Origin of the sequence: Tropicimonas sp. S265A, from assembly GCF_049800835.1 — a bacterium.
Taxonomy (GTDB): Bacteria; Pseudomonadota; Alphaproteobacteria; order Rhodobacterales; family Rhodobacteraceae; genus Dinoroseobacter.
The window spans coordinates 1423356-1438477 of sequence record NZ_JBNAFU010000001.1 but is presented as its reverse complement, the minus strand read 5'-3'; the positions used below and the strand labels follow the sequence as shown (position 1 = coordinate 1438477).

Annotated in this window: 8 protein-coding genes, 3 tRNA genes and 2 rRNA genes; 11 read left to right on the top strand and 2 right to left on the bottom strand. The window is 58.3% G+C overall.

The genetic code is table 11. The annotated features are described in order from the left end of the window. The first annotated feature begins 154 nt into the window (after positions 1-154). The 8 genes from ACP15N_RS07145 to ACP15N_RS07110 all read left to right on the top strand — a co-directional run bounded on the left by ACP15N_RS07145 (position 155) and on the right by ACP15N_RS07110 (position 7425). Positions 155-231 (top strand) — tRNA-Ile (locus ACP15N_RS07145). 170 nt (positions 232-401) lie between these two features. Then, positions 402-477: transfer RNA gene (locus ACP15N_RS07140), tRNA-Ala, on the top strand. 478 nt (positions 478-955) lie between these two features. Beyond that, positions 956-3823 (top strand): 23S ribosomal RNA (locus ACP15N_RS07135). Between the two features lie 123 nt (positions 3824-3946). Further along, a 5S ribosomal RNA gene (rrf, locus tag ACP15N_RS07130) occupies positions 3947-4061 on the top strand. Positions 4062-4153: 92 nt separating this feature from the next. After that, a tRNA-Met gene (locus ACP15N_RS07125) sits at positions 4154-4230 on the top strand. Positions 4231-4536: 306 nt separating this feature from the next. Further along, positions 4537-5523, top strand: a complete 987-nt coding sequence (locus ACP15N_RS07120) for a hypothetical protein (RefSeq protein ID WP_425091525.1) — start codon at positions 4537-4539, stop codon at positions 5521-5523. A gap of 141 nt (positions 5524-5664) precedes the next feature. Further along, a complete protein-coding gene (gltS, locus tag ACP15N_RS07115) occupies positions 5665-6873 on the top strand; it encodes a sodium/glutamate symporter (RefSeq protein WP_425091524.1) in 1209 nt (402 codons plus the stop codon). Between the two features lie 117 nt (positions 6874-6990). Continuing rightward, entirely contained in the window at positions 6991-7425 is a 435-nt protein-coding gene (locus tag ACP15N_RS07110) for a potassium channel family protein (RefSeq protein ID WP_425091523.1), read from the top strand. Here the strand turns inward: ACP15N_RS07110 and ACP15N_RS07105 are convergent. Further along, positions 7404-8360, bottom strand: a complete 957-nt coding sequence (locus ACP15N_RS07105; RefSeq protein WP_425091522.1) for a hydrogen peroxide-inducible genes activator — start codon at positions 8358-8360, stop codon at positions 7404-7406. The two genes, ACP15N_RS07110 and ACP15N_RS07105, sit on opposite strands and share 22 nt — an antisense overlap. Before the next feature lie 204 nt (positions 8361-8564). Here ACP15N_RS07105 and katG point away from each other — a divergent pair, with 204 nt between their 5' ends. Next, on the top strand, positions 8565-10766 hold the full coding sequence (katG, locus tag ACP15N_RS07100) for a catalase/peroxidase HPI (protein ID WP_425091521.1): 2202 nt from the start codon (positions 8565-8567) through the stop codon (positions 10764-10766). A 61-nt stretch (positions 10767-10827) separates the two neighbouring features. On the opposite strand, the gene ACP15N_RS07095 is transcribed toward katG, so the two are convergent. Then, positions 10828-12693 (bottom strand): sigma 54-interacting transcriptional regulator, encoded by a 1866-nt coding sequence (locus tag ACP15N_RS07095; protein WP_425091520.1) that lies wholly within the window; start codon positions 12691-12693, stop codon positions 10828-10830. A gap of 203 nt (positions 12694-12896) precedes the next feature. Between ACP15N_RS07095 and ACP15N_RS07090 the strand changes: the two genes are divergently transcribed. Further along, positions 12897-14285, top strand: a complete 1389-nt coding sequence (locus ACP15N_RS07090) for a CmpA/NrtA family ABC transporter substrate-binding protein (protein WP_425091519.1) — start codon at positions 12897-12899, stop codon at positions 14283-14285. A gap of 3 nt (positions 14286-14288) precedes the next feature. Further along, entirely contained in the window at positions 14289-15122 is an 834-nt protein-coding gene (gene ntrB, locus ACP15N_RS07085) for a nitrate ABC transporter permease (protein ID WP_425091518.1), read from the top strand.

The window sequence follows — 15122 nt, the reverse complement described above, 5'->3', positions numbered from 1 at the left end:
TTCAGAACACGGAATGCGGGTTAACCGCCGCATTCACTAGCCGATCCCGAAGGTCTCCATAGTGGTCATCCTCGGAGCTTGCGCTCCTCGGCGCTGCGCCTTGTGATCGTCCGCCGGACGATCTCATCCCGGATACGATCCGGGACCGGCTTACGGGTCGGTAGCTCAGGTGGTTAGAGCGCACGCCTGATAAGCGTGAGGTCGGAGGTTCAAGTCCTCCTCGACCCACCACCGTTCAATTTGCCGCGCAAATTGGACGTGTCGCGGAAGCGATTGGCTCTGCCAATTGCGTGCGACCCGTTTGGGTTGCGTGAACAGCTCCCGGAATGGAGACGGTGTGTGGCCGCAGTTCTTCTTCGAAGAACCGCTTACCCACACCAGGCCCCATTTGCGGAGCAAATGGGGCCTTAGCTCAGCTGGGAGAGCGCCTGATTTGCATTCAGGAGGTCAGCGGTTCGATCCCGCTAGGCTCCACCAAGCCTTTTGTGCAGCAAAAGGCGTTGCCCGGCAGTCGCGTCGCAGAAGCGATGAGAGGGCAGGTTCTAGCGATGTAGGGCGCCAGAGATCGAATAAATAAGAATACACTTTTGAGCAGTTCTTCGGAACTTCTGAAATGTTTGTTCTCGGGGGATGCGTAAGCATTGCCCGGCAGACAACGGTGCGTGACCCGCAGGTTCCTCTGGAACCCGCTACATCACGCCCAACGCAGTCGCGTCGCGACTGCTTTGAAATCGTATAGAGAGTTAAACATCAGAGATTGCTGATCTTCCCAAGTGCGGGTTGATCTGCTGACAGTCTTTCGGGGCTGAGCAGCGCGGCAATTTTTGTTCCAAGTCAAGTACACTAACCACCGCGATCCGACAGGATTGCGGACCAAGCCCCCTGTGAACCAGCGGGGGGTGGGATAGTAAAGCTTTGTTCCGGGAGTTGGCGCTGTGCGTCTTCTTCTGGATCAAATCAAGCGCGAAAAGGGCGTTTGGTGAATGCCTTGGCAGCAAGAGGCGATGAAGGACGTGATACTCTGCGATAAGCTGGGGGGAGCCGAGAATAGGCTTTGATCCCCGGATCTCCGAATGGGGCAACCCACCTGACAGTTTGTTATTATTGCACTTCGGTGCGGTTAATAACGGGCTGAACCAGGTACTTTGTGACTGAATACATAGGTTACAAAGAGCAAACCCGGGGAACTGAAACATCTAAGTACCCGGAGGAAAGGACATCAACAGATACTCCCCTAGTAGCGGCGAGCGAACGGGGACCAGCCGAGCCTGATAAGTGACCAGAATATGTTGGGAAACATAGCCATAGTGGGTGATAGCCCCGTATGGGAAGCTTTGAGGGACGTATTAAGTAGGGCGGGACACGTGAAATCCTGTCTGAACATGGGGGGACCACCCTCCAAGGCTAAGTACTCCTTGCTGACCGATAGTGAACCAGTACCGTGAGGGAAAGGTGAAAAGCACCCCGACGAGGGGAGTGAAACAGTTCCTGAAACCGAACGCTTACAAGCAGTCGGAGCCTCCTTGAGAGGTGACGGCGTACCTTTTGTATAATGGGTCATCGACTTGGTCTCACGAGCAAGCTTAAGCCGTTAGGTGTAGGCGCAGCGAAAGCGAGTCTTAATAGGGCGCATGAGTTCGTGGGATCAGACCCGAAACCGAGTGATCTAGGCATGTCCAGGATGAAGGTTGGGTAACACCAACTGGAGGTCCGAACCCACACCTGTTGAAAAAGGTCGGGATGAGGTGTGCCTAGGGGTGAAAGGCCAATCAAACTCGGAGATAGCTGGTTCTCTGCGAAATCTATTTAGGTAGAGCGTCATCCGAATACCCCGGGGGGTAGAGCACTGGATGGGTAATGGGGCCCCACAGGCTTACTGATCCTAACCAAACTCCGAATACCCGGGAGTACTAGATGGCAGACACACTGCGGATGCTAACGTCCGTAGTGGAGAGGGAAACAACCCTGACCTACAGCTAAGGCCCCTAATTCATGGCTAAGTGGGAAAGCAGGTGGGACGACCAAAACAACCAGGAGGTTGGCTTAGAAGCAGCCATCCTTTAAAGATAGCGTAACAGCTCACTGGTCTAAACAAGTTGTCCTGCGGCGAAGATGTAACGGGGCTCAAGCCATGAGCCGAAGCTTAGGATGCCGTAAGGCATGGTAGCAGAGCGTGGTGTGAAAAAACTCCTAGTTTGTTATATCGCCGGTCTACGAGCGGTGCGGGCAACCGCGCTCAAGTAGCGAAGCGGTAGCGCAAACAAGGAGTTATCGATGAAGCCGGGGCGTGAGCCATCCGGTGGAGAGATCACCAGTGAGAATGATGACATGAGTAGCGACAAACAGGGTGAGAGACCCTGTCGCCGAAAGTCCAAGGGTTCCTGCTTAAAGTTAATCTGAGCAGGGTAAGCCGACCCCTAAGGCGAGGCCGAAAGGCGTAGTCGATGGGAATCCGGTTAATATTCCGGAGCCAGGAAGAAGTGACGGATCGCAGGTGTAGTTCAACCTTATCGGATTGGTTGGGCTGCTGAGCGGTTCCTGGAAATAGCTCTTCCGTGAGATCGTACCCGAAACCGACACAGGTGGACTGGTAGAGCATACCAAGGCGCTTGAGAGAACGATGTTGAAGGAACTCGGCAAAATACCTCCGTAAGTTCGCGAGAAGGAGGCCCGGTTCTTAGGCAACTGAGGGCTGGGGGCACAAACCAGGGGGTGGCGACTGTTTACTAAAAACACAGGGCTCTGCGAAGTCGCAAGACGACGTATAGGGTCTGACGCCTGCCCGGTGCCTGAAGGTTAAAAGGAGGAGTGCAAGCTCCGAATTGAAGCCCAGGTAAACGGCGGCCGTAACTATAACGGTCCTAAGGTAGCGAAATTCCTTGTCGGGTAAGTTCCGACCTGCACGAATGGCGTAACGACTTCCCCGCTGTCTCCAACATCGACTCAGCGAAATTGAATTGCCTGTCAAGATGCAGGCTTCCCGCGGTTAGACGGAAAGACCCCGTGCACCTTTACTACAGCTTCACACTGGCATCAGGCCATGCATGTGCAGGATAGGTGGTGGGCTTTGAAACCAGGACGCCAGTCTTGGTGGAGCCTCCCTTGAGATACCACCCTTGCATCGCTTGATGTCTAACCGCGGTCCGTTATCCGGATCCGGGACCCTGTGTGGCGGGTAGTTTGACTGGGGCGGTCGCCTCCTAAAGCGTAACGGAGGCGCGCGAAGGTTGGCTCAGAGCGGTCGGAAATCGCTCGTTGAGTGCAATGGCAGAAGCCAGCCTGACTGCGAGACTGACAAGTCGAGCAGAGTCGAAAGACGGCCATAGTGATCCGGTGGTCCCGAGTGGAAGGGCCATCGCTCAACGGATAAAAGGTACGCCGGGGATAACAGGCTGATGGTGCCCAAGAGTCCATATCGACGGCACCGTTTGGCACCTCGATGTCGGCTCATCTCATCCTGGGGCTGGAGCAGGTCCCAAGGGTACGGCTGTTCGCCGTTTAAAGAGGTACGTGAGCTGGGTTTAGAACGTCGTGAGACAGTTCGGTCCCTATCTGCCGTGGGTGTAGGATACTTGAGAGGAGTTGCCCCTAGTACGAGAGGACCGGGGTGAACGATCCACTGGTGGACCAGTTGTCATGCCAATGGCAGTGCTGGGTAGCTATGATCGGAAAGGATAACCGCTGAAGGCATCTAAGCGGGAAGCCCCCCTCAAAACAAGGTATCCCTGAGAACCGTCGTAGACCACGACGTCGATAGGCCGGAGATGTAAGTGCAGTAATGCATTCAGTTGACCGGTACTAATGGTTCGATAGGCTTGATTTGATCCAGTAGAAGGCGCAAAACGCGACCCCTGCTGCAAAGCCCCCCTTGGCTTGGAACATCCTCTGATTGACACAAAACCGGCGACTGCATCGCAAAATCGACCGGAAACGGCTTTTTCCTCGGTTTGGTGGTCATAGCGCGAGCAAAACACCCGATCCCATCCCGAACTCGGTCGTTAAGTGCCGTAGCGCCAATGGTACTGCGTCTTAAGGCGTGGGAGAGTAGGTCACCGCCAAACCTAGAAAAAAGCCAATAAAAATAGTCTCGTTTACCTCTCGATACGATCTCGAAACAAACGCACCAATGCGGACAAAAATCCGCAAAAAATGGCGCGGGATGGAGCAGCCCGGTAGCTCGTCAGGCTCATAACCTGAAGGTCGTAGGTTCAAATCCTACTCCCGCAACCAAAAATAACGCGCAGAAAACCCGGGATACCGATGAGAGCCGCAAGCCATCGTTTGGCCTCGGAAAGGCCCCGCGGTTGTTTTTCGGCGAGTTTGGACTGCGGCGTCGCCTAGACAAATCAAGTGCACCGTGAGACCTTTTCCTCCCCGGACGTGTTGGAGTGAAGGCGTGTGGTGCTCTTCTTTGTGGAAATGACAGGGCTTGAACGACCTAAGACGCAATTGAGACGCGTGCTGGGTGGTTTGGCGCTTTCAGCCGCCATTGCGTCCGCTCCGTTTGCGGGCGCATTGCATGCATGCGCGTTCGACATGACAAAGCCGAAGCGGACCGTCATCGACTGGGTGCTGAGTGCCGAGACCCTCGTGCTGGCGCGTCCCGATCCAGACAAAGAGTTTTCCTACAAGGTGAGTGAAGTTCTGCGGGGGCAGACCGGACCAACCCGCATACCCTTCCTTGTGAACGCTCGAGCACGCCAGAGCATGGCCCGCCGGATCGAGGATGCTGTCCTTTTCCGATGGACAGAGGAGAGCGGCTGGTCACAGGTCGCCTATGTAGACTCGGAATACAGGGCGGTGCTGGACACGGCCCTCGCGCATCGGGAGGTCTGGGCAGGGCAGTACCCCGCATCCAGGCTGGCCGTTTTCGAGGCACTCCTCGACAGTTCGGACGCACGGCTGCGCGAGCTGGCCATACGGGAGTTGGACAAGGCGCCCTACGGCTTGCTGCGGTCGATCGAACTGAAGATTCCTGTTGAAGAGTTGTTGTCCGATCTGTGGACCCGTGCGGGATACCCTTATCAACCAATTCGGGTTCTGTTGCTTGGCCTGAGCAATGATGATCGCGCGCGGGCCGAAATGTATGACTATTTTGAGCGCGTGCATGGGTGGGATTGGGCGAATAATATTGGAGCCTTCGCTGCGGCGCTTGTGGAATTGGAGGGCGCGGTCGGCGTACGGTTCCTGGAGCACGATTTCCTGCTGGACCCGACACAGCCGCCGGAGAAGGTGCGTGGGGTGATCACTGCCCTTGCCCTTCAAAGGGGCCATGCTGCGCCGGACACGGTCGCGGCCATTGATGCGGCTCTGGCGCGAACCCTCGACATGCGCTCCGAGCTTGCCGGAACGATTGCTCGGGAATTCACGCAAGTTGCGGACTGGTCTCAGGCGCAGGCACTCGAAGCTCTGCTGCAAGGGGAGGCGCATATTCCGACAGCGGATTTGGTCACTGTTTCTGTTTACATCTCGCAAGCGCGCAGAGCGGCCCCACGGATTTCGGCTGATCAGCAGGAGGGATAGCCCGAGATCGTCTGAGGTATCGCGGATTTTCGGGCCTGCTACCCCGGCGTCTCGTTGACGGTCCGATTTTCCTGGCGCGGCAGGTTGCTGACCTGCCTTGGTTCATGACAAAGATCGAGTTGCCCCAGTACAGAGCCGATCATGCAAGACCTTTTTGTCCCCGCGTTCCTGTCCGTGACCATCGGATTCGTTGTCTTCTTTGTCGGGGCCTTCCTGACAAGGAGCGTCGCATTCCTCAGGAACTACAACATTCCGGAGCCGGTCTCGGGTGGATTGGCCGTCGCGCTTTTGACATGGGCGTTCTTTGCGTTGACCGGGCGCCAGATCGTCTTCGATCTGCAGGTGCGCGATTACATGCTGGTCCTGTTCTTCGCAACAATCGGCCTGAATGCGAGGCTCTCAAGCTTGATAAAGGGGGGGCCTTTGTTGGGCATTCTATTGGGCCTGACCATAGGTTTCATGATCCTGCAAAACACGGTGGGCTACCTTGGTACGCTGTTGTTTGATCTGCCAAGGCCTATGTCCGTTCTGCTTGGATCGGCCGCTCTGATCGGCGGGCATGGCACGGCGATTGCCTGGGGTCCCCAGATCGCGTCCATGACCGAATTCGCCGGAGCGACGGAGGTCGGGATTGCAACTGCAACACTTGGGCTCGTGATGGCCGCTCTGATTGGTGGCCCGATTGCCAAGACCCTTATCGACCGCTACGGCCTCGAAGGCCCCCACGATGCGCCCCCCATTGTTGGCCTCGAATACGAAGTCGAAGGCGAGCCCGCAGATGTTGTCAATCATATCAGTCTGATGCGCTCGATGCTGGCCGCGCATGTCGCGATTTTCTTCGGCTACATCGCCAATGTTTACATCGCGGAGTTCGGGCTCCAGCTCCCGCTGTTCGTGCCCTGTCTGTTGGTGGGGATCGTGATGTCGAACACCGTACCTCATGTCTTGCGGGGAATCACATGGCCTTCCGGCAGTCGCGCACTTGCGGTTCTGTCGGACTATGCGCTGTCTGTCTTCCTAGCGATGTCCTTGATGAGCATGCAGCTTTGGAGCCTGAACGAATTGGGCGGTCCGTTGATCGGTGTGCTTGCCCTGCAGGTGGTAATGACAGTGGCGTTTATCATGTTGATCGTTTTCCCGGTTATCGGACGCACCTACACGGCCGCAGTTCTCAGCGCCGGTTTTGCAGGGTTTGCGCTTGGGGCGACGCCAACGGCTATTGCAAACATGACGTCCGTGACGAAGCGATACGGTGCTGCCCCCCTCGCATTCATCGTGTTGCCACTGGTATCGGCTTTTTTCGTCGATCTTGCGAACGCCTTCGTGATCCGGTTTTTCGTGGGCTTGTAGGCTGGTGCTGACCGGTAGGGCGGGCGCAAGACAACCGTCTTCCTTAATTCTCACCCTGACCTTAGGGTCAGTTGAGTTGTTCGAGCTTGTCCGAAGGGAACCCACGACACCATGACGATGACGATGCAAATTGTGCTCGGGACGCTTTACCTGTCGCTGTCGACACTGTTTCATGTCGCCGTGGTCGCGGCCAGTATCCCCGTCTTTCACCGTTTGTCGGAGGCGTTTGCAAGGCAGCGTTCTGTGCTCCGGAACGTCGCCCTTATCTCTTTCGGTCTTGTCGCCCTTGTCTTCGCTCATACGGTTCAAATCTGGTTCTGGGCCGGAGTGTATGACCGTGTTGGGGCGTTCGAGGACTTTCCGACAAGCTTCTACTTCGCGACCGTAACCTACACGACGCTTGGCTACGGTGACCTTGTCCTCGGCCCGGCGCTTCGGATTTTCGCGACATTCGGAGCGATTACAGGGCTTCTGGCGTTCGGGATCAGCACTGCGTTTCTGATCGCGTTACTGAACCGATTGTTTTCTTTTCAGATGCCTTTGGATCGCTGAGGCGGCTCATGTAGTGTGGTTGCGGCCTCGCGCAGGTCATCTTGCTGCGCCAATGCGAGGTCCTTGGTCATCTCCGCAAGCTCAGACAGGTGATCATGCAGCGGGCTTGTGCGTCGCCACAGCATACCGATGCGTCGCACGGGTTCTGTATCGGAAAACCGGGCGACAGCGACCGGCGCGGACTTTGTCTCCACATCGATCGCCATTTCCGGGATCATGGTCACGCCTATGCCGCTGCCGACCATCTGCACCAGCGTAGATAGCGAGCTTCCGTCCAGCCCGTCGCGCGGCTGCGTCTTCGGCAGGCCGCAGAACGACAGCGCCTGATCCCGAAAACAGTGGCCTTCTTCCAGCAGCAGCAGCCGCATGTTTTGTAGTTCCGATCGTGCCGGGGCCGGTTTTGCTGCCTCGCTCCCAGGGCGAACGAAAACCAGCGTTTCGCTGAACAGTTCGAGGGATGTCAAAGCCGGATGCTCCACCGGAAGGGCGACGAGCGCGGCGTCGATCTGCCCTTCTACCAACTCCTCTACGAGGCGCTGTGTCTGGCTTTCGCGGACGTGCAGGTCCACATCTGCAAATCGACGTGTGATGGCCGTGATCAAGCGCGGTAACAGATAAGGCGCTATGGTTGGAATAACGCCGAGCCTGAGCCGACCCGATAGGTCGCCGCGGGCTGCACGGGCAAGTTCGCCGAGTTCATCCACCTCGCGCAGTATCGCGCGAACCCGCGGAGCCAGCGTTTCCGCGAACCCTGTCAGGGTCACACCCCTTGGACCACGTTCAAACAGCGTAACGCCCAGACTTTCCTCCATATCCCTGATCTGAACCGACAGTGCAGGCTGCGATATGGAGCAGACAGCCGCAGCGCGTCCGAAATGACCTTGTTTCGCAACGGCCTCGAAGTACCGAAGTTGCTTGAGAGTTAGATTCATCATAGGAAAAAATTATCACTACGATATTTTTATGCAACTTAAACCGATGGGCCGACTCGTGTAGATACATGGTCAGCGGGCTGGGGAGGCTTTCGCAAACGTGACACGAAACGCGCAGAGACTGCGCTGAGGTTGGCGTTGCCACGCGCGTGGAAAAGCGACCCGAGCACAGAATTTGACCCTCTTTTTCAAGAATGGAGAGACAGGATGGACGGTAACGACGTAGGCAAGTGCCCAGTGATGCATGGCGCGGTGCGCAACACGGTCTTCAGCGTCAGATCGAACGGAGACTGGTGGCCTAACCAGCTTAACCTCAAGATCCTGCACCAGAATACACCCGCCTCAAGCCCCTTGCCATCGGATTTCAACTATGCCGAGGCGTTCAAGGTGCTCGATCTCTCTGCCCTGAAGAAAGACCTCACCGCGTTGATGACGGACAGTCAGGACTGGTGGCCTGCGGATTATGGCCACTATGGCGGGCTCTTCGTGCGCATGGCTTGGCACAGTGCCGGCACCTATCGGACGTCAGATGGCCGCGGGGGCGCACGCAGTGGTACGCAGCGGTTCGCGCCGCTGAATAGTTGGCCCGACAACGGCAACCTAGACAAGGCGCGCCGTCTGCTCTGGCCGATCAAGCAGAAGTACGGGAATGCCATTTCCTGGGCCGACCTGATGATCCTTGCAGGGAACGTCGCGATGGAGTCGATGGGCTTCAAGACGTTCGGGTTTGCGGGCGGTCGCGAAGATGTGTTCGAGCCCGAGGAAGACATTTACTGGGGCAAGGAAGAGGAATGGCTGGGCGACAACCGCTACACCGGGGACCGCGAGCTTGAAAGCCCGCTGGCAGCCGTGCAGATGGGCCTGATTTACGTCAATCCCGAAGGCCCCAATGGCAAGCCCGACCCGGTTGCCTCCGGTCGCGACATCCGCGAAACCTTCGCGCGCATGGCCATGAATGACTACGAGACCGTCGCGCTGACGGCGGGTGGTCACACCTTTGGCAAGGCTCATGGTGCAGGCGATGCCGCCCATGTCGGAGCAGACCCCGAGGGCGGCGAGATCGAAGCGATGGGCTTTGGCTGGCTCTCCACCCATGCCAGCGGCAAGGGTGCCGACACCATCACCAGTGGTATCGAAGGCGCATGGACGCCGAACCCGACAACTTGGGACATGGGCTATTTCGATGTGCTGTTCGGATACGACTGGGAACTGACGAAAAGCCCGGCTGGCGCGTGGCAGTGGCAACCCAAGGATCTGAAGCCCGAAGACCACGCACCAGACCCCGCCACCGGGGAGCGGAACCGGTCGATCATGATGACAACCGCCGACATGGCCATGCGGATGGACCCGGCCTACGAGAAGATCTCGCGCCATTTCCACGCCAATCCTGAGGAGTTCGCCGACGCGTTCGCGCGGGCGTGGTTCAAGTTGACCCACCGCGACATGGGGCCGAAGGTCCGGTATGTCGGCAGCGAGGTGCCGGACGAGGATCTGATCTGGCAAGACCCGATCCCGGCTGTGGACCACGAGTTGGTCAACGCAGGCGACATCGACGCCCTGAAAGCCAAGATCCTCGACAGCGGCCTGTCCACCTCTGAACTGGTGTCCACCGCATGGGCGTCCGCCTCGACCTTCCGCGGGTCTGACCTGCGCGGCGGTGCAAACGGGGCGCGCATTCGCCTCGCACCGCAGAAGGACTGGGAGGTGAACGAGCCTGCGCAACTGTCCAAGGTTCTGGGCGTTCTCGAAGGCATCCAGTCGGAATTCAACGCGGCACAATCCGGTGGCAAGAAAATCTCGCTCGCTGACCTGATCGTGCTGGCAGGCTCCGCGGCGGTCGAAGCGGCAGCCAAAGCGGGTGGAACAGATATAGAAGTGCCCTTTACGCCAGGGCGCATGGACGCGACGGAAGAAGACACGGATATCGATTCCTTTGCCGTGCTCGAGCCGCAGGCGGACGGGTTCCGCAACTATCAGAAGAAGGACTTCACCTATTCGGCTGAAGAACTTCTTGTAGATCGTGCGCAGCTTCTGACCCTCAGCGCACCCGAGATGACCGCGCTGGTCGGCGGATTGCGGGTGCTAGGGGCCAACCATGGTGGGTCCGCTCATGGTGTGTTCACCGACAAACCCGGCACGTTGTCCAACGATTTCTTCACCACGATTGTCGATATGGGGATCAAGTGGACGCCCGTCTCCGAAAGCGCGAATGCGTTTGAGGGGCGCGATGTGGCCACTGGCGACGTCAAATGGACCGCGACGCGAGCGGACCTTGTCTTTGGTTCCAACTCGCAACTGCGCGCGGTATCCGAGGTCTATGCGCAGGACGATGCGAAGGACAAATTCGCTACAGACTTCGTGGCGGCATGGGTAAAGGTGATGGACGCGGATCGTTTCGATATCGCCTGATCCGACGGCTCAGAGTTGACAGCCGGGCGCAGAGATGCGCCCGGCTGTCCTGTGTTGGCGGTTAGGTACCGGATCGCCATTCCATTTCGGAAATTCCGTACGTCTTGAGTCGGGAGTAGAGAGTTGTCGGTTTAAGCCCCAGAAGCGCCGCAGCCCCGTCCGGACCAGCGACGCGACCTTCGGTTTCGCGCAGGCAGGCCAGGATGTTGGCGCGGACCATTTGCTGCATTTGCGCGTCGGTTTTCACTGCACTGGCATGTTTTGGAATTGATGCGTCGGCTTGACCGACTTCGACCTCCAGCTTCGGACCTTTGGACACAATCGCCGCCCGCTCGATCACGTTGCGCAATTCGCGCACGTTGCCGGGCCAGCCATAGTTGACCATGCGGTGCATTGTGCCTTGGGTGATCATCGGGGCCTTGCGGTTCAAGCGGCGGCAGGCGATCTGCAACAGGTGCGTGGCAAGGGCGGGGATGTCTTCGGTCCGGTCGCGAAGCGGGGCGCACGAGATCGGGAAAAGGTTCAGATACAAGAGAAGGTCCTCGCGCAGCCTTCCGGAGGACAGCAACTGCTCGGGCGGTTGCGTGGTAGCTGCGATAACGCGCAGGTCGACGGATTTGGAACGTGTGTCGCCCGCGCGCGTGACCGTTCCGGTGCGCAGCGCCTGCAACAGTTTGCCCTGCTGCTCGATCGGCAATTCCTCCACATCATCCAGAAAGAGTGTCCCGCCATGCGCAAGTTCCAACTGGCCGGGCTTGTCTCGTACGGCCCCGGGCAGAGCGCCCTTGATCTGACCGAACAGTTCCGCCTCAAGCGCTTCCGGGGCAACAGAGCCACACTTGAAATGGATCAGCGCGCGGCCCTTTCTGCGGCTGTCCTTGTGAATCGCGGAAGCGACCAGTGCCTTGCCTGTGCCTGTTTCCCCGGTCAGGAAAACCGTCGCGTCGGTCTGTGCGACGGCATCGATCTTGGCCAGAACCTGCTTTATTGCCGGGCTTTCGCCAATAATGTCATGATGGGCCCGCTCGCTGGTGATGGCAGCCTGCAAATAGGCGTTCTCATGCTCCAGACGATCACTCAGGGCGGCCACCTGTTCCAATGCTTCTCGCAGTTTGCGCTCGTTTTCCTTGCGTTCGGTAATGTCGCGGAAGATCACGACCGCCCCCGCCAGAACCTGCTGATCGTAAATCGGAGTCGATACGTACTCGACCCGGATCGGCTTGCCATCCTTGCGCCAGAACACCTCATCCTCGATCCGGTGCACCTGCTCGAACCGGAAGGAACGATAGATCGGGCAGTCGTGCGAATGGTAGACCTCTCCGTCTAGGTGGTGATGGTGGATTTTCGAATGAATGTCGCGGCCCAACAGATCCTCTGCTGTCCAGCCAAGCATCTCCTGAGCTGCGCGATTGACAAAGGTGGTCTTTCCTTCGGCGTTTACGCCGTAGATGCCTTCGCCGGCAGCGTTCAGGATCAACTGGTTTTGGCGTTCGAGCTCCGAAAAGAACGCCTTGGCCCGATCCCACGCCGCAAGCCCGCCCCGGTGCAGCTCCGCAGCCTCAGCGATTTGCGCATGCCGCTCCAATTCGTCGAGGTCGAGAAATGTCAGAAGAACCCGCGGTGCGCCTTCGGCTTCGATGACACTGCCGCGCAGTTCACACGTCAAGGGCGCGCCATCAAATCGTTCCAGCGCGACATCTCTCGACCAAGCGCGGCCGCGATGATCGACCTCCTCCAGAAACACGATGAACTTGCCCGGACCTTCGCGCAGGAAGCTTGAAAAGCCCGGCGGGTGTCTCGGCAGGTCAAGCAGTTTTGTAGCCAGTCGGTTTGCAGCGACAATCCGGTCCGACCGCGTGTCCAAGACGAGCGCGGGTTCCGGCAGCGCGTCCAGCAGGGAATCATGCGCAAGCGTTTCATCAAGCATATTGACAATGGTGCGGCTGCCGCCGTGTCCGGCAATACGAAATTTCGTAAGTTACGAGATTTCGTAACTCAACCTAGTGCCACAGTGTGTTTAAATATCTGAAAAATTGAGGGATTCCTGTCCTGCACAAATGTTGGGCGGGTGCTGTGCAAGGCGCAGTCCGTGCGGAACATTGGAGCAAATGCATCCAACAGGGGGTCCGCATGACCATCAAGAGCCTTGGAAATCCATTCTCCGAAAAGACTGATCTGCGCCATGGTGCCGACTGCGGCTGCGACGGATGCCTGTCTGGCCACGGCCATGATGAGGGTCATCGCGAACCCGCCCAGATGTCTTCCGAAGACATGATGGAGCGCGCGGTCGAAAGCGCGATTGTCCGCTCTGTCTTTGGCCAGAATGACATTGGGCGTCGGTCCTTCATGGGAATGCTGGGCGGTAGCACGGTGGCCGCGGCGCTCGCGTCCGTCTTTCCGATGGACAAGGCCAAGGCCGCGATCCTCGATAACCTCGGACCGCCAGAGAAAACCGACCTGAACATCGGGTTCGTGCCGATCACCTGCGCGACGCCGATCATCATGGCCCAACCCATGGGATTTTATGAACGCTACGGCCTGAATGCACAGGTCATCAAGACCGCGGGCTGGGCAGTGGCGCGGGACAAATCGCTGTCTGGTGAATACGACGCGTCGCACATGCTGACACCAATGCCCTTGGCCATGACCTTGGGGGCCGGGTCCGTGGCCGAGCCGTACATCATGCCTGCGGTGGAAAACATCAACGGTCAGGCAATCGTTCTGTCCAACGAACACCTCGACAAGCGCGATCCGACACAGTGGAAGGGGTTCACCTTCGGCGTGCCGTTCGAGTATTCGATGCACAACTTCCTGTTGCGCTACTACGTGGCTGAATTTGGGCTCGACCCGGATGTCGACATCCAGATCCGCGTGGTCCCGCCGCCAGAAATGGTCGCAAACTTGCGCGCTGGCAACCTCGATGGCTACCTCAGCCCGGATCCTTTCAACCAGCGCGCGGTTTGGGAGGGGATTGGCTACATCCACCTGCTGACCAAGGACATCTGGGAAGGGCATCCGTGCTGTGCGTTCGCAGCACCGCTGAGCTTTGCGCAGGAACTGCCGAACACCTACGGCGCTCTGCTGAAGTCGATTATCGACGCCACACAGTTCGCCTCCAACCCGGACAACCGCAAGGAAATCTCGGCGGCCATTGCTCCCACAAACTATCTCAACCAGCCGGTCCCCGTGATCGAGCAGGTCCTGACCGGCACGTTTGCAGATGGTCTGGGCGAGGTGCAGCGCGTGCCGGACCGGATCGATTTCGATCCTTTCCCGTGGCATTCGATGGGCGTCTGGATCCTGACACAGATGAAGCGCTGGGGCTACATCGAGGGCGATGTCGACTATCGTGGCGTGGCAGAACAGGTCTATCTTGCAGCCGACGCCAAGAAGGTCATGGAAGACCTTGGCTACGACGCGCCGGACGTCACCTACAAGACTCACACGATCATGGGCAAGACCTTCGATCCGGCCGACCCGGAAGGTTACGTGTCCAGCTTCGCGATTGGTCAGGGCTGACCCATGGGGATGCTCTCGCTCAACCAACGGGCTGCCTTGCTGTCGGTCCTGCTGCTGGTCGGAGGGCTCCTTGTGTGGGAGCTCTCCATTCCAGCGCAGCAGGCAGCGGGCGAGCTGACCGAGTACGAGCTTCTGACCGGTGGTGGTGCGCCCAAGGCGGGCGTGCCCCCGCCATCCGAGGTGTTGGCCAAAGCATGGGAAGAGCTGAGCAATCCGTTTTATGACGCTGGCCCCAATGACAAGGGCATCGGCATACAGATCGGATACTCGATCTACCGTGTCTTGGCGGGGTACGCGCTGGCGGCGATGGTGGCCATTCCGCTGGGCTTCCTGATCGGCATGTCACCGGTGGCCTACAAGGCGCTGAATCCGTTCATTCAGGTGCTGCGCCCGATCTCTCCGCTGGCGTGGATGCCTCTGGCTCTCTTCATCATTCAGGACAGCGAGGCGAGCGCGATCTTCGTGATCTTCATCTGTTCCATTTGGCCCATGCTGATCAACACTGCCTTTGGTGTCGCCGGCGTCCGACAAGACTGGGTCAACGTTGCGCGCACGCATGAGCTGGGTCCATTCAAGACGGCCTTCACGGTGATCCTGCCGGCGGCAGCGCCGACAATCATCACAGGGATGCGCATTTCCATCGGGATCGCGTGGCTTGTGATAGTCGCGGCCGAGATGCTCGTCGGTGGCACCGGGATCGGATATTATGTCTGGAACGAGTGGAACAACCTCGACCTGACGTCTGTCATCTTCTCCATCCTCATGATCGGCATTGTCGGCATGCTGCTGGACGCCTGTTTCGGCGCCCTCAGCCGTGCTGTGGCCTATGCCGAATAA

Excerpts from the sequence above, each read along its gene's own strand:
- ACP15N_RS07120 (WP_425091525.1), top strand. The coding sequence starts at position 4,537 with ATGACAAAGCCGAAGCGGACCGTCATCGACTGGGTGCTGAGTGCCGAG.
- gltS (WP_425091524.1), top strand. The coding sequence starts at position 5,665 with ATGCAAGACCTTTTTGTCCCCGCGTTCCTGTCCGTGACCATCGGATTC.
- ACP15N_RS07110 (WP_425091523.1), top strand. The coding sequence starts at position 6,991 with ATGACGATGCAAATTGTGCTCGGGACGCTTTACCTGTCGCTGTCGACA.
- ACP15N_RS07105 (WP_425091522.1), bottom strand. The coding sequence starts at position 8,360 with ATGATGAATCTAACTCTCAAGCAACTTCGGTACTTCGAGGCCGTTGCG.
- katG (WP_425091521.1), top strand. The coding sequence starts at position 8,565 with ATGGACGGTAACGACGTAGGCAAGTGCCCAGTGATGCATGGCGCGGTG.
- ACP15N_RS07095 (WP_425091520.1), bottom strand. The coding sequence starts at position 12,693 with ATGCTTGATGAAACGCTTGCGCATGATTCCCTGCTGGACGCGCTGCCG.
- ACP15N_RS07090 (WP_425091519.1), top strand. The coding sequence starts at position 12,897 with ATGACCATCAAGAGCCTTGGAAATCCATTCTCCGAAAAGACTGATCTG.
- ntrB (WP_425091518.1), top strand. The coding sequence starts at position 14,289 with ATGGGGATGCTCTCGCTCAACCAACGGGCTGCCTTGCTGTCGGTCCTG.